The following is a 19,977-nucleotide window of genomic DNA, read 5'->3' as shown; positions in this document are numbered from 1 at the left end:
AACTCCTTCACTAAACTGGGCACGGCCGCACACAACGCGGTCAGGTCCGACGTGTCGTGCCATCCCGCACCATGTCAGGACGTCCTTCGGCATGCGCTCCCTCAGGGCCTGCCGGATCCCGCCAGTTCTCCCTGAGTGCAAGGACCGTGATCGACGTGAAGGTGGGCATCCCCCGCGAGGTCAAGAACAACGAGTTCCGTGTGGCCATCACCCCGGCCGGTGTGCACGAGCTCGTCCGCAACGGACACCAGGTCCTCGTCGAGGAGGGCGCCGGCGACGGTTCGTCCATCCCCGACCAGGAGTACCTGGCGGCCGGCGCCGCCATCCTGCCCACCGCCGACGAGGTGTGGGCCGGGGCCGAGCTGCTGCTGAAGGTGAAGGAGCCGGTCGCCGAGGAGTACCACCGCCTCCGCAAGGACCTGACCCTCTTCACGTACCTGCACCTGGCCGCCTCCCGGGAGTGCACCGACGCGCTGCTGGAGTCCGGTACCACCGCCATCGCCTACGAGACCGTCGAGCTGCCCAACCGGCAGCTGCCGCTGCTCGCCCCGATGTCCGAGGTGGCCGGCCGGCTGGCCCCGCAGGTCGGCGCCTACCACCTGATGCGTTCGGCCGGCGGCCGCGGGGTGCTGCCCGGCGGCGTGCCCGGCGTCCGCTCCGGCCGGGCGGTCGTCATCGGCGCCGGTGTCTCCGGCTGGCACGCCACCACCATCGCGCTCGGCCTCGGCTTCCACGTCACCCTGCTCGACAAGGACGTGAACAAGCTGCGCGAGGCCGACAAGGTGTTCGGCAACCGCGTGCAGACCATCACCTCCAACGCATACGCGCTCGAACAGGCCGTGCTGGAGGCCGATCTGGTGGTCGGCGCGGTGCTCATCCCCGGCGCGAAGGCCCCCAAGCTCGTCAGCAACGAGCTGGTGTCCCGGATGAAGCCGGGTTCGGTACTTGTCGACATCGCCATCGACCAGGGCGGCTGCTTCGAGGACTCCCGGCCCACCACGCACGCGGAGCCGACCTTCACCGTCCACGGGTCGGTCTTCTACTGCGTCGCCAACATGCCCGGCGCGGTGCCCAACACCTCGACGTACGCGCTGACCAACGCCACGCTGCCGTACATCGTGGAGGTCGCCGACAGGGGCTGGCGCCAGGCGCTGCGCCGGGACGTGGCGCTCGCGCTCGGTCTCAACACCCATGAGGGACAGGTCGTTTACGGCCCGGTCGCCGAGGCGCACGGCCTGCAGGCCGCCGACCTGCAAGCCCTGCTGGGCTGATCGGGCGCCGGTTTCTGGCAGCCGGTGTCAACTCCGTTTATCCGGCCGGGTCTTGGCAGCTGAGACCCGGCCGATCGCGTGGTTACGCCCTTGACAGAGGGGCGTTCGGTTGCCGACACATCGTGCCGTGTCCGGCGGATTGTGTTGCTGCGGACCACTGACACGCCATAGAGTCGCGAAGCGTCGGCTGTAGTCACGCTGACCTGTCTAGAAGTTTCCTGGTCACCAAGGAGGTAAGACGACTTGTGAATGAGTCGACATTTGCTCCCGGGGGTGGTCAACCAGGAATGACCGTCGGTTCGGTCGCGGTCCACACCTTCGAGTCCCGCCGCCCCGAGTCGAGCACAGAGACGCAACCCTCTTACGCCATGGCGCCTTACGACAACAACGACGACCTGCAGGACGGCCAGTTCTACGACCCGGACGCGGAGTACGAGCCCGATCCGGAGTATGCCGCCACGCTGGCCCCCGACGCCGCCCGGCAGCGCCGCGAGCGGGTGGGGCCCACCGGCCGGCCGCTGCCGTACTTCCCGATCCCCAACCCGCTGACCGACCACGGCCCGGCGAAGATCGTCGCGATGTGCAACCAGAAGGGCGGGGTCGGCAAGACCACCTCGACCATCAACCTGGGTGCCGCGCTCGCCGAGTACGGCCGCCGGGTCCTGCTCGTCGACTTCGACCCGCAGGGCGCGCTCTCGGTCGGCCTCGGCGTCAACCCGATGGAACTGGACATCACCGTCTACAACCTGCTGATGGAACGCGGGCTGGCGGCGGACGAGGTGCTGCTGAAGACCGCGGTGCCCGGCATGGACCTGCTGCCCAGCAACATCGACCTGTCGGCCGCCGAGGTGCAGCTGGTGAGCGAGGTGGCGCGTGAGTCCGCGCTGGCCCGCGCGCTCAAGCCGCTGATGGCCGACTACGACTACATCGTCATCGACTGCCAGCCCTCGCTCGGCCTGCTCACCGTGAACGCGCTGACCGCGGCGCACTCGGTGATCGTGCCGCTGGAGTGCGAGTTCTTCGCGCTGCGCGGAGTGGCGCTGCTCACCGAGACCATCGAGAAGGTCCGCGAGCGGCTCAACCCCGAACTCGAACTCGACGGCATCCTCGCCACGATGTACGACTCCCGCACGGTGCACAGCCGCGAGGTGCTGGCCCGGGTGGTCGAGGCGTTCGACGACCACGTCTTCCACACCGTCATCGGCCGGACCGTACGGTTCCCCGAGACCACCGTGGCCGGTGAGCCGATCACCACCTACGCCTCCAACTCCGTCGGTGCCGCCGCCTATCGCCAGCTCGCCAGGGAGGTGCTCGCCCGGTGCCACGCCGAGTGAGTCTGCCGGGCGCCGACGAACTGTTCCGGACCACCGGGGGAGCAGCGCTCCAGGCCCCGCAGCCACGGCAGCACCCCGGCGGCGAGACACAGCTGCGGCCGGTCCCCCCGGGCGGGGAGGACGAACGGCAGGACGAACGGGCGGAGTCACGGGCGGAAGAGGCCCAGGAGAGCCGCGAGGGCGAGGCGGACCCCCGGTCCGGGGCCGTGGAGCACGGCGGCCGTGACGGGGCGCCAGGCCCTCGCAGGCCGCTGACCGCCGAACGCGCCGGAGTGAAGCCGGCCTCGGCCGGGATGCCCACCGTGACCGCGACGGTCACCCCCCAGGTCCCGCCGCCCCTGCAGAGCCCGTCCCAGCAGCAGCCGCCCCAGGGCCGCCGCAAGGCGCCCCGGCAGAACCGCCGCCCCAGCGGGCGCGAACGCCACGACGAGAAGATCACCGTCTACGTCTCCGCCGAGGAGCTGATGGACCTGGAGCACGCCCGCCTGGTGCTGCGCGGCGAGCACGGGCTGGCCATCGACCGCGGCCGTATCGTCCGTGAGGCCGTCGCCGTCGTCCTCGCCGACCTCGAATCCCGCGGCGACGCGAGCATTCTCGTGCGCCGCCTGCGCGGTCGCTGACCGCTCACCTCCAGGCGTGGGGCCCGGGCCCCGGCGCCCGGGGAGGATAGCCTGCGGTCCTGGACCTCCCCGCCCCTTGGACCCCCGATGCCACCCACCCACCCCCGCCGCCCGCTCGGACGCGGCTCCGCGCCGCTCCCCGACGACCCCGGCCCCGTGACGGCGGAGCCGGTGACGACGGAGCACGCGACGGCGGAGCCGGTTCCGGACGTCGGCGCGCCCCTCGTGGAGCCGGCCGAGCAGGTCGAGCCGGCCGAACCGGTCGAACCGGTCGAGCCAGGTGTGCCGGAGGGGGCCGCCGCGCCGGCGCAGGACGAGCCGGGACCTGCGGTCGCGGACGCTTCCGCGGCACCGCCCGGTGAGGCCGCCGACAGCGGCCGGTTCACCGTGCGGCTGGTGAACTTCGAGGGGCCGTTCGACCTCCTGCTGCAGTTGATCTCGAAGCACAAGCTCGATGTGACCGAAGTCGCACTGTCGAAGGTCACCAACGAGTTCATGGCGTACATCCACGCGATGGGGCCGGACTGGGACCTCGACCAGACCACCGAGTTCCTGGTGGTCGCCGCCACCTTGCTCGACCTGAAGGCGGCCCGGCTGCTGCCGTCCGCCGAAGTGGAGGACGAGGCGGACCTGGCGCTGCTGGAGGCGCGGGACCTGCTCTTCGCCCGGCTGCTGCAGTACCGCGCGTACAAGCAGATCGCCGCGATCTTCGCCGAACGGCTGGAGCAGGAGGCACTGCGCCACCCCCGCACCGTCGGCCTGGAACCGCAGCACGCCGAGCTGCTGCCCGAGGTCGTGCTGAGCATCGGCCCCGAGCGGTTCGCCCAGCTCGCGGTGAAGGCGATGCAGCCCAAGCCGAAGCCGCAGGTCTACGTGGACCACATCCACGCCCCGCTGGTGTCCGTACGGGAGCAGGCCGAGCATGTGATCGCGATACTGCGGGCGCTCGGCGTGGCCAGCTTCGGCGAGCTGACCCGGGACGCCCCGGACACCCTCACCGTGGTCGCCCGCTTCCTCGCGCTGCTGGAGCTGTACCGCGAGAAGGCGATCACGCTCGATCAGGAGGAGGCGCTCGGCGACCTCCAGGTCCGCTGGACCGGCGCCGCCGTCGAGGAGGCCGCCGCGCTGGTGACCGACGAGTTCGACCGGGAGCCGGCCGCGGAACCTGAGGGCGGCAAGAAGACCGGCGGCGCCGCGGGCACGGGCACAGGCGGCGGTGCGGGACGTACCGACGACGAGGACGAGGGAGAAGAGCGATGACCCAGGCGGCCGACCCGGCGGAACCCGCCACCGCGGAACTGGACCCGGGCACACCCGAGGGCACCGCCCCGGCCCCGGCCGGCCTGCTCACCGCGGACCTGGCCCGGCTGGAGCTGAAGCCCGCTCTCGAAGCGGTCCTGATGGTGATCGACGAACCGGCCACCGAGGAGCACCTCGCCAAGGTGCTCGACCGCCCCCGCCGCAGCGTCACCAAGGCGCTGCGCGAACTCTCCGACGACTACACCCGCGAGAACCGCGGCTTCGACCTGCGGCTGGTGGCGGGCGGCTGGCGTTTCTACACCCGGCCCGCCTTCGCCCCGGCGGTGGAGAAGTTCGTGCTCGACGGCCAGCACGCCCGTCTCACGCAGGCCGCGCTGGAGACATTGGCGGTGGTCGCGTACCGTCAGCCGGTCAGCCGCTCCCGGGTCTCCGCGGTGCGCGGCGTGAACTGTGACGGTGTGATGCGCACCCTGCTCCAGCGGGGGCTGGTGGCCGAAGGTGGGACGGAACCCGAGACAGGTGCGATCCTGTACAGGACGACCAACTACTTCCTGGAACGTATGGGCCTGCGCAGCCTTGATGAGCTGCCGGAGCTCGCCCCGTTCCTGCCGGAGGCGGACGCGATCGAGGCGGAGTCCCAGGAGGGGCTGCCGTCCTTCGATCCCGATGCCCCGGACGACGACGTAGTGACCACCTCGATTACGGAAACTTGATGCGAAGCAGCGACAGGAACAGCGGCGGCGGCCGGAACTCCCGCGGTGGCGGCGGCGGTGGCACCGGCGGCTCCGATCGGCGTGGGTCCGGTGGCGGTCAGGACCGGCGTGGCGCCGGTGGCGGTCAGGACCGGCGTGGGTCCGGTGGCGGTCAGGACCGGCGTGGCGCCGGCGACCAGCGCCGCGGCGACGACCGGGGCCGCGGGCAGGGCCAGTCCCAGCCGCAGGGCCAGGGCCCGCAGCGCCCGAGCAAGCCGCGCCCGGAGGAGCGCCGCTACGACGTCGGCAGCACCGGCCAGTCCGGCGCGAACCGGCCCGGCGGCATGCCCCGCACCAAGGCGGAGGGTCAGCCAGGCAACCGCGGCAAGCGCGGCGGCCGGACCCTTCCGGCCCGCCCCCGCGAGCTGGACGCCCAGATCGAGGAGCGCAACCGGGAGCGGCACAGCAAGCCCAAGCTGAACCTGCCCAAGACCTTCCCCGGCGCCGAGCAGGAGGGCGAGCGTCTGCAGAAGGTGCTCGCCAGGGCCGGCATGGGCTCCCGCCGCGCGTGCGAGGAACTGATCGAGCAGCGCCGGGTCGAGGTGAACGGCAAGGTCGTCACCGAGCAGGGCCTGCGGGTGGACACCAACCACGACGAGGTCAAGGTCGACGGGCTGACCGTGGCCACCCAGACGTATCTCTTCTTCGCGCTGAACAAGCCGGCCGGTGTCGTCTCCACCATGGAGGACCCCGACGGGCGGCAGTGCCTCGGCGACTACGTCACCAACCGCGAGACCCGGCTCTTCCACGTCGGGCGGCTGGACACCGAGACCGAGGGTCTGATCCTGCTCACCAACCACGGCGAGCTCGCGCACCGGCTGACCCACCCGCGGTACGGCGTGCAGAAGACGTATCTCGCCGCGATCCAGGGCCCGTTGCCCCGCGATCTCGGCAAGCAGCTCAAGAGCGGCATCGAGCTGGAGGACGGGTGGGCACGCGCCGACCACTTCCGGATCGTGCAGAACACCGGCAAGAACTACCTGGTCGAGGTCACCCTGCACGAGGGCCGCAAGCACATCGTGCGGCGGATGCTGGCCGAGGCCGGCTTCCCGGTCGACAAGCTGGTCCGTACCAGTTTCGGCCCGATCCCGCTGGGCGACCAGAAGTCCGGCTGGCTGCGCCGGCTGACCAACACCGAGGTCGGCATGCTGATGCAGGAGGTCGACCTCTGACCCGACCGGTTCCGCGGCCTGCCGGCCCGGAACCGGAACGCGGGAAACCTCTCGCGTGCGGATGCTCCGGGCGGCTTGGATGACAGCATGACCATCCAAGCCGACCCCCTCTCCGCCGCGGGCGTCCCCGACCTCACCCCCCTACTGCCCGAACTCCTCGCCGGCCCCGACCCCCTCCTCTTCACCACCATCTCCGGCGCCCACCTCTACGGCTTCCCCTCCCACGACTCCGACATCGACCTCCGCGGCGTCCACCTGCTGCCGCTGCGCGAGGTGATCGGCCTGCGTGAGGGTGAGGCGACCCAGAGCCGGATGTGGGACCGTGACGGCCTCGACCTCGACCTCGTCACGCACGACGTGCTGAAGTTCGTCCGGATGATGCTGCGCCGCAATGGCTACGTGCTGGAGCAGTTGCTCTCCCCGCTGGTCGTGCAGACCACCGACGCGCACGCCGAACTCGTCGCGCTGGCCCCGGGGGTGCTCACCTCCGAGCACGCCCACCACTACCGCGGCTTCGCCAACACCCAGTGGCGGCTGTACGAGAAGAACGGCGAACTCAAGCCGCTGCTCTACACCTTCCGGGTGCTGCTCACCGGTATCCACCTGATGCGTACCGGCGAACTCCAGGCGCATCTGCCGACGTTGCTCACCCTCGTCGACGCCCCGGCCTATCTTCCGGACCTGATCGCCCGCAAGGCGGACGCCGAACACGGTCCGGCCGGCGCTCTCGACGCCGACCGGCTGCGTACCGACGTCGAAGCCCTGCACGCCGCCCTCAGCCAGGCGCAGGCCGGTTCGGGGTTGCCGGGGCGGGTGGGGGGCTATGACGCGCTGCATGACTTCGTCGTGCGGGTTCGGGAGGCGGGGGTATGAAGGGTGGGAAGCGGGCGGCGAGTGGGGTGATGACCGGGCTCGCGCTCGGGGACGCGCTCGGGTTTCCGACCGAGTTCAACACGGTGGCGATGATCGGGGCGACGTTCGGGCCCTGGCGGGGGATGGAGCTGCCGCGGCCCGCCATCGTCACCGACGACACCCAGATGACGCTCGCCTTCGCGCGGGCCCTGCGCACCGCCTCGGAACGCGGCCGGCTGACACCGCTGGGGCTGCTCGGGCCGCTGCGCGAGGAGTACGTCGAGTGGTGGCGCTCCCCGGAGAACAACCGGGCCCCCGGCCGGACCTGCATGGTCGCGTGCCAACTGCTCAGCCGGCCGGGGCGGATCTGGCAGGAGGCCAGCCAGACCGGCTCCAAGGGCTGCGGGGCCAATATGCGGGTCGCGCCCGCCGCGCTCGTCCCCGGGACGGATGAGCGCACCCGCTCCGGCATCGCCCAGTTCCAGGCCGCCCTCACCCATGGCCACCCGACCGGGCTCACCGCGTCCGACCTGACGGCGTACACGGTACGGCTCCTCGCCGAAGGCGCCCGCCCCGGCGAACTGCTCGCGCTGCTGCGGGAGTACGTGGCCGCGAACCGGTCGTACTACCACGAGTACTGGCTCGGCGACCTGTGGACGTACGCCCAGGACCCCACACCCGCCCACTTCGCCGAGCGCGGCTGGGACGAGTGCGCGCAGGTGCTCGTCCGCCTGGAGCAGGCACTGCGGGAGCGGGACGAGGAGGCCGACCCCTGCCTGGTCACCGGGGCCGGGTGGGTGGCGGAGGAGGCGTTCGCCACCGGGCTGCTCTGCTTCCTGCTCTTCCCCGAGGAGCCGGTGACCGCGCTGCGGCGGGCCGCCTACAGCTCCGGCGACTCGGACTCGATCGCCTGCCTGACCGGGGCCTTCGCCGGCGCGTACCTGGGCGCGGACGCCTGGCCGGCCCGCTGGGCGGAGCGGATCGAGTACGGCGAGGAGCTACGGGCGCTGGGCGGACTCTGGGACCAGGACACCGACCGGGGCTGAGGCGGAGGCGCGCCGGACCCGGAGCAGGAAGTCCTCCACCCGGGCCCGGTCCGGCTCCTGCGGCAGCGGCGTCCGGGCCGCGGCGGCGTCCGTCTCCTCGTGCAGCGTACGGATCCGCGCCTGGAACTCCTCCCAGCCCACCTCGCCCCGCTTCACCGCCAGCAGCCGCTCACGGTGCTCGCCCACGTCCACCGTGAGCCGGCCGGTCCGCAGCAGGTCACGGCAGCTGATCAGCAGCCGCAGCAGATGCATCGCGTGCTTCCAGCGCAGCTCGCCGCGGGTACGCAGATCGGCCTCCAGCTTGCCCAGCTGCTGGGCCGCGTAGCCGCGGAAGCTGCTCTCGGCCCGCCGGGACAAGAACGCCCCCCGCAGGTCGAGCAGTTCGCGGCCGGTCGCGTCGGCGTACTCCACCAGCGGTGAGTGCAGGCACTCCAGCAGATTGGGGTTGGCCCGCAGCGCGAGCACGCAGAACCGCTCCAGCTCCCAGGAGAACTGCTCGTCCAGCGGCCCGGTGACATGGGTCGGCGGCTTCTCGAAGCGCCAGAACAGCGGGGTCGGCGCCACGAAGATCCCGCGCCGGTCGGTGTCGCTGCCGTCCGTGGCGAGCCCGAAGGCGCGCGAGCCCATGACACAGGCGTAGACCGTGTGGTCCCTGACGAGGGCGTGGCCCAGGGAGTCGCGCATGAGGGCGATTATCGCCATGCCGTACGAACGGCGCGGGGAAACCGCTGCTTCCTGCGGGGAGCGGAGGGACAGGCGGGGCCCGCGGACACCCGCGTCTCGCCCTGCGGGCGCGGGCCGGTCCCGCGGGCGCGCATCATTACCTTTGTCACAGGACACCGCCGCGGGACCGCTGTCGCGGGGCGCGTGTGCCAGGACGTCCGTCGCAGGACACCGCCGCCAGACACCGGGCCGCCGCTCCGGTGTGCCCCCGTGCAGTGAGGATCGCCACAGTGAGGACCGCGCTCGTCATCGGAACCGGGCTGATGGGCACCTCCGCCGCCCTCGCGCTCACCGCCCGCGGCGTCGACGTGTACCTCACCGACCACGACGAGTCCGCGGTCCGTACCGCCGAAGCGCTCGGCGCCGGCACGTCCGGCAGCCCCGGGGCCCCGGTCGACCTGGTGATCGTCGCGGTGCCGCCGGCCCACGTCGCCGCCGCCCTCGCCGACGCCATCTCCGGCGGGCTCGGCCGCGGCTACCTCGACGTCGCCAGCGTCAAGGGCGGCCCGCGCCGCGAGCTGGAGGCGCTCGGCTGCGACCTCGGCCGTTACATCGGCACGCACCCGATGGCCGGCCGGGAGCGCTCCGGGCCGCTGGCGGCCACCGCCGACCTCTTCGAGGGGCGTCCCTGGGTGCTCACCCCCACCGCGGCCACCGACACCGAGGTGCTCAACCTCGCGCTGGAACTGGTCGCCCTGTGCCGGGCCGTCCCGGTGGTGATGGACGCCGACGCGCACGACCGCGCGGTGGCCCTGGTCTCGCACACCCCGCAGCTCGTCTCCAGCCTGGTCGCGGCCCGGCTGGAGCACGCCGAGGAGGCCGCCGTACGGCTCTGCGGTCAGGGCATCCTGGATGTGACCCGGATCGCCGGCTCGGAGCCGGGCATGTGGATGGACATCCTGGCCGCCAACCCGGGCCCGGTCGCCGACATCCTCGCCGACCTCGCCACCGACCTCGCCGAGACCGTCAGCGCGCTGCGCGCCCTGGAGAGCGGCGACGGCGACAAGCGCAGCGGCGGCGCGGCCGGCATCGAGGACGTCCTCCGCCGCGGCAAGGCCGGCCGTGCCAAGGTGCCCGGCAAGCACGGCAGCGCTCCCAAGCCGTACGAGCTCGTCGCCGTCCTCATCGGCGACCAGCCCGGCGAACTCGCCCGCCTCTTCGCCGACGCGGGCGCGGCCGGTGTGAACATCGAGGACGTCCGTATCGAGCACTCCACCGGCCGGCAGGCGGGCCTCGTCCAGCTCATGGTCGAACCGCGCAGCGCCCCGAAGCTGACGGCGGCGCTGCGCGAGCGCGGGTGGGCGCTGCGGCAGCCGTGAGGCCGGCCGGTCCGGAGCCCGGGGAGCGCCCCGGCGCCGGGCGGTGCGCGGGGCCGCGCAAGGGGCGGGGGAAACCCGTGGCACGCCGTCCCCCGCATGGCCGGTAACCTTGGGGGGATGGGTGCCCGTCCGATCCGGGCAGTCCCGCGCCCCCGACGTTACGTGCACGAGGAAGGTCCACCCCTGTGGAAAATCCGGTAAGTCCGGTGAACCCGGTGATCGTCGCCATCGACGGCCCCTCCGGCACGGGCAAGTCCAGCACCTCCAGGGCGGTCGCCGCCAAGCTCGGGCTGAGCTACCTGGACACCGGCGCCCAGTACCGGGCGATCACCTGGTGGATGCTCAGCAATGGCGTGGACGTGCACGACCCCATCGCGGTCGCCGACGCCGTGGACAAGCCGGTGATCGTCTCCGGCACCGACCCCGGCGACCCCGCGATCAGCGTCGACGGCGTGGACGTGGCCGCCCCGATCCGCACCCAGGAAGTCACCGCCGCGGTCAGCGCGGTCAGCGCGGTGCCCGAGGTGCGCGCCCGCATGGTCGCCTATCAGCGCAGCGCCGCTGCCGCCGCCCCCGCCGGCATCGTCGTGGAGGGCCGCGACATCGGCACCACCGTGCTCCCCGGCGCCACCGTGAAGATCTTCCTCACCGCGTCCGCCGAGGCGCGCGCGGCCCGCCGCAGCGGCGAGCTGAACGGTGCCCAGAGCGTCGCCGCCACCCAGGCCGCGCTGATCCGCCGGGACGCCGCCGACTCCGGCCGCAAGACCTCCCCGCTGGCCAAGGCCGACGACGCGATCGAGGTCGACACCACCGCGCTCACCCTGGAGCAGGTCATAGAGCAGGTCGTGACGCTGGTCGAGGAGAAGCGGGCGACCCGGTGACCACCCAGCACGCCACCGCGCCGCCGGGCCCGCGCGGCGCCGCTGTCGCCCGCGGCATCGGGATCGGCCTGATGAACGGCCTGTGGCGGCCCCGGGTGCTCGGCGCCTGGCGGGTGCCCGCCCACGGCCCGGTGATCCTGGCCGGCAACCACAGCCACAACGTCGACGGCCCGATGCTGATCGGCACCACCCCCCGCCCGATCCACTTCCTGGTGAAGAAGCAGGCGTTCGTCGGCCCGCTCGACCCCTTCCTGCGCTCCATCGGCCAGATCGAGATCGACCGGGACAGCGTCGACCGCACCGCCATCGCCAACGCGCTGGGCGTCCTGGAGCGCGGCGGCGTGCTCGGCATATTCCCCGAGGGCACCCGCGGCGTCGGCGACTTCGCCCAGCTGCGGGCGGGCCTGGCGTACTTCGCGGTCAGGTCCGGCGCGCCCGTGGTGCCGGTCGCGGTGCTCGGCAGCGCCCGCAAGGGCAAGGTGGTCGGCGCGCTGCCACCGCTGGGCGCCCGGATCGACGTCGTCTTCGGTGAACCCTTCGAAGCGGGCGACGGCAGCGGGCGCCGCACCCGCAGCGCGCTGGACGCCGCCACCGCGCGCATCCAGGAGCGGCTGACCGCGCACCTGGCCGACGCCAGGCGGACCACCGGCCGCTGAACCCCCGGCCCGCCGATACCGGCCGGGCCCCCTGAACCCACACCGGGCGCCGCAGACCGCGGAACCGCTCCGGTTGCCGCCACACTGGTTACGGCAGCCACCACCGCCGACCGACGGAGAGACCTCATGGACCAGCAGGACGAGCACGGCGACATCGGCGCCCTCGGCGACGCCGAATACGCCGAGTTCATGGAGCTCGCCGCCGAAGAGGGCCTCGATCTGGACGAGGTGGCCGGTGACCTCGCCGAGGCGGGCCACGGCCCGCTGCCGGTGCTGGCCGTCGTCGGCCGGCCCAATGTCGGCAAGTCGACGCTGGTGAACCGGATCATCGGCCGCCGCGAGGCCGTCGTCGAGGACCGGCCGGGCGTCACCCGCGACCGGGTCACGTACGAGGCGAACTGGAACGGCCGCCGCTTCAAGATCGTGGACACCGGCGGCTGGGAGCAGGACGTCCTCGGCATCGACGCCTCGGTCGCCGCGCAGGCCGAGTTCGCCATCGAGGCCGCCGACGCGGTGGTCTTCGTGGTGGACTCCACGGTCGGCGCCACCGACACCGACGAGGCCGTGGTGAAGCTGCTACGCCGGGCCGGCAAGCCGGTCGTCCTCGCCGCCAACAAGGTGGACGGCCCCTCCGGCGAGGCGGACGCGGCGGCGCTGTGGAATCTCGGCCTCGGCGAGCCCTTCCCGGTCTCCTCGCTGCACGGCCGCGGCACCGGCGACCTGCTCGACGCCATCTTGGAGGCCCTGCCCGAGGCGCCCGCGATGTCGTTCGGCGACACCGTCGGCGGCCCGCGCCGGGTGGCCCTGATCGGGCGCCCCAACGTCGGCAAGTCCTCGCTGCTGAACCGAGTGGCGGGCAGCGACCGGGTGGTCGTCAACGAGGTTGCGGGCACCACCCGTGACCCGGTCGACGAACTGATCGAACTCGGCGGCGTCACCTGGAAGTTCATCGACACCGCGGGCATCCGCCGCCGGGTGCACCTGGCCGAGGGCGCCGACTACTACGCCTCCCTGCGGACGGCTGCGGCGCTGGAGAAGGCCGAGGTCGCGGTCATCCTGATCGACGGCAGCGAGTCGCTGGCCGAGCAGGACACCCGGATCATCACCATGGCCGTCGAAGCGGGCCGGGCGGTGGTCATCGCCTACAACAAGTGGGACCTGCTGGACGAGGAGCGCCGCTACTACCTGGAGCGGGAGATCGAGCGCGACCTGGTCCAGGTGCAGTGGGCGCCGCGGGTCAATGTCTCGGCGCGTACCGGCCGGCACATGGAGAAGCTGGTGCCGGCCATCGAGACCGCGCTGGCCGGCTGGGAGACCCGGGTGCCCACCGGGCGGCTCAACGCCTTCCTCGGCGAGCTGGTGGCCGGCCACCCGCACCCGATCCGCGGCGGCAAGCAGCCCCGGATCCTCTTCGGGACGCAGGCGGGCACCAGGCCGCCGCGGTTCGTGCTCTTCGCCTCCGGCTTCCTGGAGGCGGGCTACCGGCGCTTCGTGGAGCGCCGGCTGCGCGAGGAGTTCGGCTTCGAGGGCACCCCGATCCAGGTGTCGGTGCGCGTGCGGGAGAAGCGCGGCCGCAAGAAGTAGCGGCGCCCTTGACGGGCGCCTGCTTCCCCGGCCGGCGGACGGCCCCGGCGGCTCAGCGGAGCCGGTTGTCACCCCGGCCCGGCGGCAGTGCCGCCGGGCCGTTGCCGCGGTGCCGCCCGCCCGGCTGATACTCGCTGTACCAGGCGGCGATGCCGCTGAAGTCCAGCTGTTCCTCGTCGCTGCGGTCGCCCGGCAGGGTACGGAAGAGGCGGCGGTACTCGGAGTACAACGCGTCGTAGATCGGGGTGCCACTGCCTCCTGCGGAGTCCTGCGCGGTGCGCATGGACGGGATGTAGCGCTGGTAGGGGGCTCGGGCGGAGGCGTCAAAGGTGTGCACGTATCTGCCAACGAGGGGAGATCCCGCGGGATGCGGGCCGCCCGGTTGAATTGCGCATCTTTGACCGGTTCAAGGATGCGCGGCACGACGAGGGGGCGTGCACGGTACTCCCGTGCACGCCCCCTGGGTCGTTCCCGCTCAGCGGCTCAGCGGCTCAGCGGCTCAGCGGCTCAGCGGCTCAGCCGCCGGATGCCGCTCAGGTGCCCGCGAGCGGCATGGTCGCGGCCACCAGCCGGCCGCGGGAACAGGCGCGCGCCAGCGCGTCCCGCATCAGGTCCTCGCGGGGCTGGCGGCCGATGGAGCCGGACGGCCCGGCGTAGACGTACACCTCGTTGCTGCGGCTGACCGCGGCCCGCCAGCCGTCGCTCACCTGGAGCGGCTGGTGCGCCTGCCACCACGCGGTGCCCGGGGCGCCGTTCACGCCGGGCTGCAGCACGGCGTGGAGCTTGCCCATCGCCAGCAGCACCGACCACCCGTTCAGCGGCGAAGGACGCACGTCCAGATCGAGCTGCGGTACGAAGCCCTGCTCGATCAGCAGCGGCAGGAAGTCGTCGCCGCCGCTTTCGGAGCCCACCCGGGACACCGGGCCGGTCGGCTCGACCACGAGCGCCGGCCGGAGCTGGTCCTCGACGATGATCAGCCCGCAGGTGATGCCCAGCACGGCCTGCCGGGGCCCGGCCTCCGGGGGTGCCTGAGGGGCGGTGTGGTGGCTGTGCGGGCCCGCGTCGGCCGGGGTGCCCGCCACCGCCCCGGCGCTGCGCACCGCGCCCTGCAGCTGTGCCTCGGCGACCGGCACCACCTGGGACGGGATGCAGGCGGCATGGGCGAAGGCCAGTACGGCCGTCTCGTCGCCCACGAAGAGCACGGTGCTGGTGGGCTCCTGACCGGTGTCCCCGGGGGTGCGGCAGGAGGTGCAGTCATAAGTGCCCGGCGCGTTCTCGCCGGTGAGGAGACGCGCGGTCTCCTCCTCGCCGATCTCGGCTCGTACCTCGTCACTCACGTCGAGCAGGGGCGCCACGGGAGTCTCCTTGAAGTGCGGTGCAGCGGTCACTGAGTGACAACGGATGGTCTGTGGCAGGAGTCACGGTTTGTGGTGTATCTCATTCCACCACTTGTCGCGGTCGGTGAGAATGTGGCCGTTTTGCTCACCGAGCGTCGAACGAACGTATGGGCGGGGCGAATTGGGCCTGTGAGGTGACTCACGGTCAGCGCCCGGAGTTTCCGTACATACGACGATACGCGCGCGTCAAGGAGTCGTAAACCGACGCTTGTTACCGCCGGTAAACGCCAACTGGCCTGCGGCGAAAAGGAATTGTTTGCCCCGCTGCGGTGGCCGTGCCTAGATTCGCCCGCCGTGTGCAGAGTGCACCGCCCGGGTTCGGACGGGCGCCGCCTCATGAGGGAGGCGGCGCCCGTTCTTTGACGAAGTGACGGGGGACCCCCGGGTCCGTGGAGAGGCAATCCATGGCGTTGAGCTCCAAGTACCGGCATACCGCACTGCTCACCGGGGCCGCCGCCCTCGCACCGATGGCCGTCCTGGCCACCGCGGGCGGGGCGGCAGCGGCCGACAGCGCCGTGTGGGACCGGATCGCCCGGTGCGAGAGCGGCGGCAACTGGCACATCAACACCGGCAACGGCTACTACGGCGGGCTCCAGTTCTCCGCCTCCACCTGGCGGTCCTACGGCGGCGGCGCGTACGCGTCCACCGCCGACCGGGCCAGCCGCGAGCAACAGATCGCCATAGCGACAAAGGTGCAGCGGGCGAGCGGCTGGGGCGCCTGGCCGGTGTGTGCCCGCAAGGCCGGCGCGTACGGCTCCGCCCCGGACGCGGGCAGCCCGCCGGCGTCGCACGGCAAGAGCGCGAAGCCGGCGAAGCCCGCCAAGCCGGCGAAGTCCGCGAAGTCGTCGGAGGCAGCCACGCCGGCCCGGCGCGCCAAGCCCGCGAAGAAGGAACTGACCGTCGAGAACAGCCTGGTGCCGCGGTACGCCCACGCCCCCGCCCGGGCCGACCGGGGCACGGCACGCGCGGCGCTGGCGATGGCCGGCACCGCACGCGGCGCGCAGGTGCGCGGAACGGCGCTGAACAGGGTGGTCGTGGTGCCGGCGTGGTGGCCGGACTGGTGATCCGGCGGCGTCCTCCGCTCCTCCGCGTGCTCCGGGCCCGTTGAGTCCTTGCCCTCCGGGTCCTTCGCACCCGAGCCGCCGGGCCCGCGACGGGCGGGGTGAGCGCCCGGCCGCCCATCGGGTGACCAGCCGCCCCGCAGGTGCCCTGTCCGTGCCCCGCCCGAGTGTGGTCCACCCGGGTGGGGCACGCTCCGCGCCGGGTCGTGTTGCCACCGTTACGGGGCGGAGGCGTGCTTAGCGTGGCCCGATGATCGAACTGTCGAACAAACGCCAGAGCGGCCCCGCCGGTCACAGTGCGCCGGACGACCGTACGACCGCCAGCCCCTGCGCAGGTGCCCCGGCCGGTGTCCGCAGCCGCGGAGTCCGGGCCGCGGCAGCCGTCGCGGCACTCGGCGCCGCAGCCCTGCTGCCGCTCCTTGCGCCCTCCGCGCAGGCCGCCACCACCCTCCACCGGACAGCCGCGCCACCGGCTCGCGCCGCCGCGGTGCTCCCGGTCACGGCGGGAATCGGCCGCCCGCAGGGGTTCGTCCCGCGGGTGCTCGCCCGTCAGCACTCGGTGTGGGACGACATCGCCCTGTGCGAGAGCAGCGGCAACTGGCATGTGAACACCGGCAACGGCTACTACGGAGGGCTGCAGTTCTGGCAGACCACCTGGGAGGAGTTCGGCGGTCTGAAGTACGCCGGCCGCGCCGACCTCGCCACCCCCGACCAGCAGATCGCGGTCGCCGAGGCGGTGCTGCGGGTGCAGGGCTGGGGAGCGTGGCCGGTCTGCTCCCGCGGACTGGGCCTGAGCGGCTTCCAGCACCTCGTGCACACCGTGCAGAGCGGCGAGACGCTCTCCGGCATCGCCGACGACTACGGCGTCCCTGGTGGCTGGTCACGCCTGTACGAGCTGAACAAGGCACTGATCGGCGCGGACCCGGACCGGCTGATCGCCGGAGTCGTCCTCACCGTCTCCTGATCCCCGCGGACCCCGCGGCCCCCAGCGGCCGCTGAGGAATCAAACATCCTTGCCAGGGTCGGCGGTGAGCCCCGCCGGCCCTCGGCGCGATCCGACGGCTCGGGGACATCGGAGTCGGGGGCCCGGACCATCATGCGTATCGCCTTCTTGCTGAACAACGCCTACGGCATCGGCGGCACCATCCGCACCGTCTGCACCCTCGCCGGCCGGCTCGCCGGCCCGCACCAGGTGGAGGTGGTCTCGGTCTTCCGGGACCGTGACGAACCGCACTTCACCTACCACCCGCAGATCCGGCTGAGGTATCTCGCCGACCTGCGGCCGGACAGCCCGGCCGGTGTCCGCGACGACCCGCGGCGGCAGCGGCCCTCCGCGATCTTCCCGGCCTCCGACCGCCGGCACGCGATGTACAGCGCGCTCACCGACGGACTCATCGGGGACTGCCTCACCTCCCTGGACACCGACGTGGTGATCGGCACCCGGCCCGGCCTCAATGTGCACCTCGCCCGGCAGGCCCCGCGCCGCCTGGTCCGGGTCGCCCAGGAGCATCTGACGCTCGACACCCACTCCACCCGGCTGGTGCTCGCGCTGCGCCGCAGCTACCCGGGCCTGGACGCGGTCACCACCACCACCCGCGCCGACGCCGCGGTCTACCGCCGCAGGATGCCCGGCACCCGGGTCGTCGCGATCCCCAACGGGGTGCCGGCCGTGACCACCCCGCCCTCCGACTGCACCGCGCCCGTGGTGGTCGCCGCGGGCCGGCTCACCGAGGCCAAGCGCTACGACGACCTGATCCGCGCCTTCGCCGGTGTCCGTGCCGCCCGCCCCGACTGGACGCTGCGGCTCTACGGCAGCGGTGAGCGGCGGGCGAGTCTGGCCGCGCTGATCACCGAGCTCGGTCTCGGCGACCACGTCACCTTGATGGGTGCGGTCGCCGACCTGGAACCCGAACTCGCCAAGGCGTCCCTGCTCGCGGTCACCTCCACCACCGAGTCCTTCGGCATGACCGTCGTCGAGGGCATGCGGGCCGGCCTCCCGGTGGTCTCCACGGACTGCCCGCTGGGTCCACGCGAGATCATCCGGCACGGGGTGACCGGTCTGCTGGTGCCGCCGCGCGACACCGCGGCCATCACCGCCGCGCTGCTGACCCTGATCGAGGACGACGACCGCCGGCGGCGGATGGGGCAGGCGGCGCTGACCGCCGCCGGGGCCTACGACCCGGCGCTGATCGCCGAGCGCCATCTGCGGCTCTTCCGCGCACTGCTCGCCGAGCGGGCCAGGCCCGGCCACCGGGCCAGAGCCGGGCTGTACGCCGGAGCAGGGCGCGGGCTCGGCGCGGTGCTCTCGGCGGCGGACACCGCCGGGGCGGCGGTGCGCAACGTCAGGCGCCACATCGCCTGAACGAGCCGGCGCCGACCGCTTCCCCGGGCCGGCGATCAGGAGATCCCGCGCGGAATATGTGCGCGAATTGTGTGCACCTCGCATGCGGTACCGACCGGTATTCACGCCAGAGCAGCGCCCGAGCCGCGCCCGGGGCGCATACGGTGGCTCTATGGAGCCGCGAGGGAACTTCTCCGCCAGTAATCCGCACGACGACCTGGACGCCTATCCCGGCCTTGAGGAAGAGGTGGCCGTGGCGCGGGCCCGTGAGCACGGCTGGACCACGGTCCGCACGCTGCCGACCGACGGCGTGGTGACGATGGAGTACCAGGCCGGACGGCTGAACTTCACCGTGGACCACGGCCGGGTGCGGCGCTGCTGGCTCGGCTGAGCGGCAGCCGCGCGACCCGGCCGTACGAATGACCCGCGACGACGGCGTCAGCTGCCGTTGCCCCGGCTGCCGCGTGCCTGCTGGACCAGCGGGGCCGCCGGTCTGCCGGTGCGGTCGACCGGTGGCCGGCGGCTGCCGACCGGGGTGAGCGGCGTGCGCTCGTTGCGGCCGGCGGGGGGCCGGCCGGGAGGATACGGCGGCGGGGCGGCCGCCACGGCGCCCGCCTGCGTGCTGCTGCTCTGCGCCGTGCCCGCGCCGACGGGCTCGCGGCTCGGCTCGGTCTCCTCCGAACCCCGGGGGCCCACCAGCGAGGGACCGGCCACCGGGAGGGTGGTGCCCCGGTGCGAACCCTTCCGCAGCCGCGCCCAGCCGGCCACCAGATAGTCCTCCGCGCGCGCCATCATCGGTTCGAACCACGGCAGGGCCAGCAGGATCAACAGGCCGGCCGCCCAGCCGAGCAGCACGTCGCTGACCCAGTGTGTGCCGAGGTAGACGGTCGTCGCGCCCACCCCGAGGGCGAGCAGCGCGCTGGCCACCGATCCCCACCGCTGGGCCCGCTGCGTGGTGGCCAGGTAAGCGAGTACGCCCCAGGTCACCACCGCGTTGGCGGTGTGGCCGGACGGAAATATATCCCCGCCGGCGAACATCTCCGAGGATCCGACGGTCGTCGCGTAATGCGGGCCGAGCCGTCCGAGGCCGTATTTCACGGCGCCCACGGTGACGTTGAGCAAGAGGAGGGAGGTGCCGAGCACCAGCAGGGGGTGCAGGGTCCGGCGGCGCCAGGCGCGCCAGCCGAGCCAGGCGAGCACTATCACCGCGGTGGGACCGCGCTGACCGAGCACCACGAAATAGTCCAGGAACGCGTGGATTTGCGGCCATTGCTTGTAGGGCCGCCAGAGCATGACCTGCCAGTCGAGCGTCACCAGTTTGGAGGTGGTCACAACGCCGACGACGATCGCCACGTAAGCCGCAAGCGTCAGTCCCAACAACCAGACGCGTGTTCGGCTCATACGCGGCAGACCCCGTCTGGTCGGGCGCTCCACCGTGGGGTGAAGCCTCTCATCGGTACGCACTTAATCGACGTTACAGCGTGTGACGGCATGGATCGGCGGAACGGACCGCTTTGTAATGACGATGTGATGTGGAGTCGGTCTCACGGGCCCTTTGGAGCGGCCGGATTGGGGTGAATGCGGGAAGCCCGTGGAGTTTATGTTCGGGTGTTGATACTCACACTGTCGGCTTCTTATTTATTTCTTATTTCCCCGGACTTTCTGCGATGTTTCCCTGCCGATAGCCGGACGGGCCGCCGCCGGAGGC

The 19,977-nt window shown here is 72.5% G+C and carries 19 protein-coding genes and 1 pseudogene; 16 read left to right on the top strand and 4 right to left on the bottom strand.

Annotated features, from left to right (window positions below):
- The first annotated feature begins 146 nt into the window (after window positions 1-146).
- The 8 genes and pseudogenes from ald (at window position 147) to OG552_RS07190 (ending at window position 8,307) form a co-directional block, all read left to right on the top strand.
- Window positions 147-1,271, top strand: a complete 1,125-nt coding sequence (ald, locus tag OG552_RS07225) for an alanine dehydrogenase (protein WP_329130423.1) — start codon at window positions 147-149, stop codon at window positions 1,269-1,271.
- Between the two features lie 404 nt (window positions 1,272-1,675).
- Window positions 1,676-2,605 (top strand): annotated as a pseudogene (locus OG552_RS07220) (ParA family protein); the annotation flags it as partial.
- Window positions 2,590-3,225 carry a hypothetical protein gene (locus tag OG552_RS07215; RefSeq protein WP_329130422.1) on the top strand — a complete coding sequence of 212 codons (636 nt, stop codon included), beginning with the start codon at window positions 2,590-2,592 and terminating at the stop codon, window positions 3,223-3,225. The pseudogene OG552_RS07220 and the gene OG552_RS07215, both read left to right, overlap by 16 nt.
- Window positions 3,226-3,312: 87 nt before the next feature.
- Window positions 3,313-4,485, top strand: a complete 1,173-nt coding sequence (locus OG552_RS07210) for a segregation and condensation protein A (RefSeq protein ID WP_329130421.1) — start codon at window positions 3,313-3,315, stop codon at window positions 4,483-4,485.
- The gene (scpB, locus tag OG552_RS07205) at window positions 4,482-5,198 is read left to right on the top strand and encodes an SMC-Scp complex subunit ScpB (protein WP_329130419.1); all 717 of its coding nucleotides are present in this window, start codon (window positions 4,482-4,484) and stop codon (window positions 5,196-5,198) included. Before OG552_RS07210 ends, scpB begins: the two co-directional genes overlap by 4 nt.
- Window positions 5,198-6,409, top strand: a complete 1,212-nt coding sequence (locus tag OG552_RS07200) for a pseudouridine synthase (RefSeq protein WP_329130417.1) — start codon at window positions 5,198-5,200, stop codon at window positions 6,407-6,409. Before scpB ends, OG552_RS07200 begins: the two co-directional genes overlap by 1 nt.
- A gap of 87 nt (window positions 6,410-6,496) precedes the next feature.
- Window positions 6,497-7,282, top strand: coding sequence for a nucleotidyltransferase domain-containing protein (locus tag OG552_RS07195; protein WP_329130415.1), 786 nt, complete (start codon window positions 6,497-6,499; stop codon window positions 7,280-7,282).
- Window positions 7,279-8,307, top strand: a complete 1,029-nt coding sequence (locus OG552_RS07190; RefSeq protein WP_329130413.1) for an ADP-ribosylglycohydrolase family protein — start codon at window positions 7,279-7,281, stop codon at window positions 8,305-8,307. Before OG552_RS07195 ends, OG552_RS07190 begins: the two co-directional genes overlap by 4 nt.
- Here OG552_RS07190 and OG552_RS07185 read toward each other — a convergent pair.
- Complete coding sequence (locus OG552_RS07185; protein ID WP_329130411.1) at window positions 8,260-8,991, bottom strand: nucleotidyltransferase domain-containing protein; 732 nt, start codon at window positions 8,989-8,991, stop codon at window positions 8,260-8,262. The genes OG552_RS07190 and OG552_RS07185 overlap by 48 nt on opposite strands.
- Window positions 8,992-9,260: 269 nt before the next feature.
- Between OG552_RS07185 and OG552_RS07180 the strand changes: the two genes are divergently transcribed.
- The 4 genes from OG552_RS07180 (at window position 9,261) to der (ending at window position 13,470) form a co-directional block, all read left to right on the top strand.
- Entirely contained in the window at window positions 9,261-10,349 is a 1,089-nt protein-coding gene (locus tag OG552_RS07180; protein WP_329130409.1) for a prephenate dehydrogenase, read from the top strand.
- Window positions 10,350-10,534: 185 nt separating this feature from the next.
- Entirely contained in the window at window positions 10,535-11,230 is a 696-nt protein-coding gene (gene cmk, locus OG552_RS07175) for a (d)CMP kinase (protein WP_329130407.1), read from the top strand.
- A 71-nt stretch (window positions 11,231-11,301) separates the two neighbouring features.
- The gene (locus tag OG552_RS07170; protein WP_329140614.1) at window positions 11,302-11,886 is read left to right on the top strand and encodes a lysophospholipid acyltransferase family protein; all 585 of its coding nucleotides are present in this window, start codon (window positions 11,302-11,304) and stop codon (window positions 11,884-11,886) included.
- A gap of 126 nt (window positions 11,887-12,012) precedes the next feature.
- Complete coding sequence (der, locus tag OG552_RS07165) at window positions 12,013-13,470, top strand: ribosome biogenesis GTPase Der (RefSeq protein WP_329130405.1); 1,458 nt, start codon at window positions 12,013-12,015, stop codon at window positions 13,468-13,470.
- 52 nt (window positions 13,471-13,522) lie between these two features.
- On the opposite strand, the gene OG552_RS07160 is transcribed toward der, so the two are convergent.
- Together OG552_RS07160 and OG552_RS07155 are read right to left on the bottom strand one after the other, a co-directional pair.
- Window positions 13,523-13,753: a hypothetical protein gene (locus OG552_RS07160; RefSeq protein ID WP_329130402.1), complete on the bottom strand. Its 231-nt coding sequence runs from the start codon at window positions 13,751-13,753 to the stop codon at window positions 13,523-13,525.
- Between the two features lie 250 nt (window positions 13,754-14,003).
- The gene (locus OG552_RS07155) at window positions 14,004-14,825 is read right to left on the bottom strand and encodes a hypothetical protein (protein ID WP_329130400.1); all 822 of its coding nucleotides are present in this window, start codon (window positions 14,823-14,825) and stop codon (window positions 14,004-14,006) included.
- A 446-nt stretch (window positions 14,826-15,271) separates the two neighbouring features.
- On the opposite strand from OG552_RS07155, the gene OG552_RS07150 reads away from it, so the two are divergent.
- The 4 genes from OG552_RS07150 (at window position 15,272) to OG552_RS07135 (ending at window position 18,660) form a co-directional block, all read left to right on the top strand.
- Window positions 15,272-15,931, top strand: coding sequence for a transglycosylase family protein (locus OG552_RS07150; RefSeq protein WP_329130398.1), 660 nt, complete (start codon window positions 15,272-15,274; stop codon window positions 15,929-15,931).
- Between the two features lie 247 nt (window positions 15,932-16,178).
- The gene (locus OG552_RS07145) at window positions 16,179-16,892 is read left to right on the top strand and encodes a LysM peptidoglycan-binding domain-containing protein (RefSeq protein WP_329130396.1); all 714 of its coding nucleotides are present in this window, start codon (window positions 16,179-16,181) and stop codon (window positions 16,890-16,892) included.
- 132 nt (window positions 16,893-17,024) lie between these two features.
- Complete coding sequence (locus OG552_RS07140) at window positions 17,025-18,290, top strand: glycosyltransferase family 4 protein (RefSeq protein ID WP_329130394.1); 1,266 nt, start codon at window positions 17,025-17,027, stop codon at window positions 18,288-18,290.
- A gap of 151 nt (window positions 18,291-18,441) precedes the next feature.
- A complete protein-coding gene (locus OG552_RS07135; protein WP_329130392.1) occupies window positions 18,442-18,660 on the top strand; it encodes a proteinase inhibitor I78 in 219 nt (72 codons plus the stop codon).
- Window positions 18,661-18,707: 47 nt separating this feature from the next.
- Here the strand turns inward: OG552_RS07135 and OG552_RS07130 are convergent, their stop codons facing one another.
- Window positions 18,708-19,733, bottom strand: a complete 1,026-nt coding sequence (locus OG552_RS07130; RefSeq protein ID WP_329130390.1) for a phosphatase PAP2 family protein — start codon at window positions 19,731-19,733, stop codon at window positions 18,708-18,710.
- Window positions 19,734-19,977: the final 244 nt, after the last annotated feature.

This window comes from Streptomyces sp. NBC_01476 (assembly GCF_036227265.1).
Lineage (GTDB): Bacteria > Actinomycetota > Actinomycetes > Streptomycetales > Streptomycetaceae > Actinacidiphila.
Note: the sequence above shows the minus strand (reverse complement) of the source record. Positions and strands in the feature narration are given on the sequence as shown.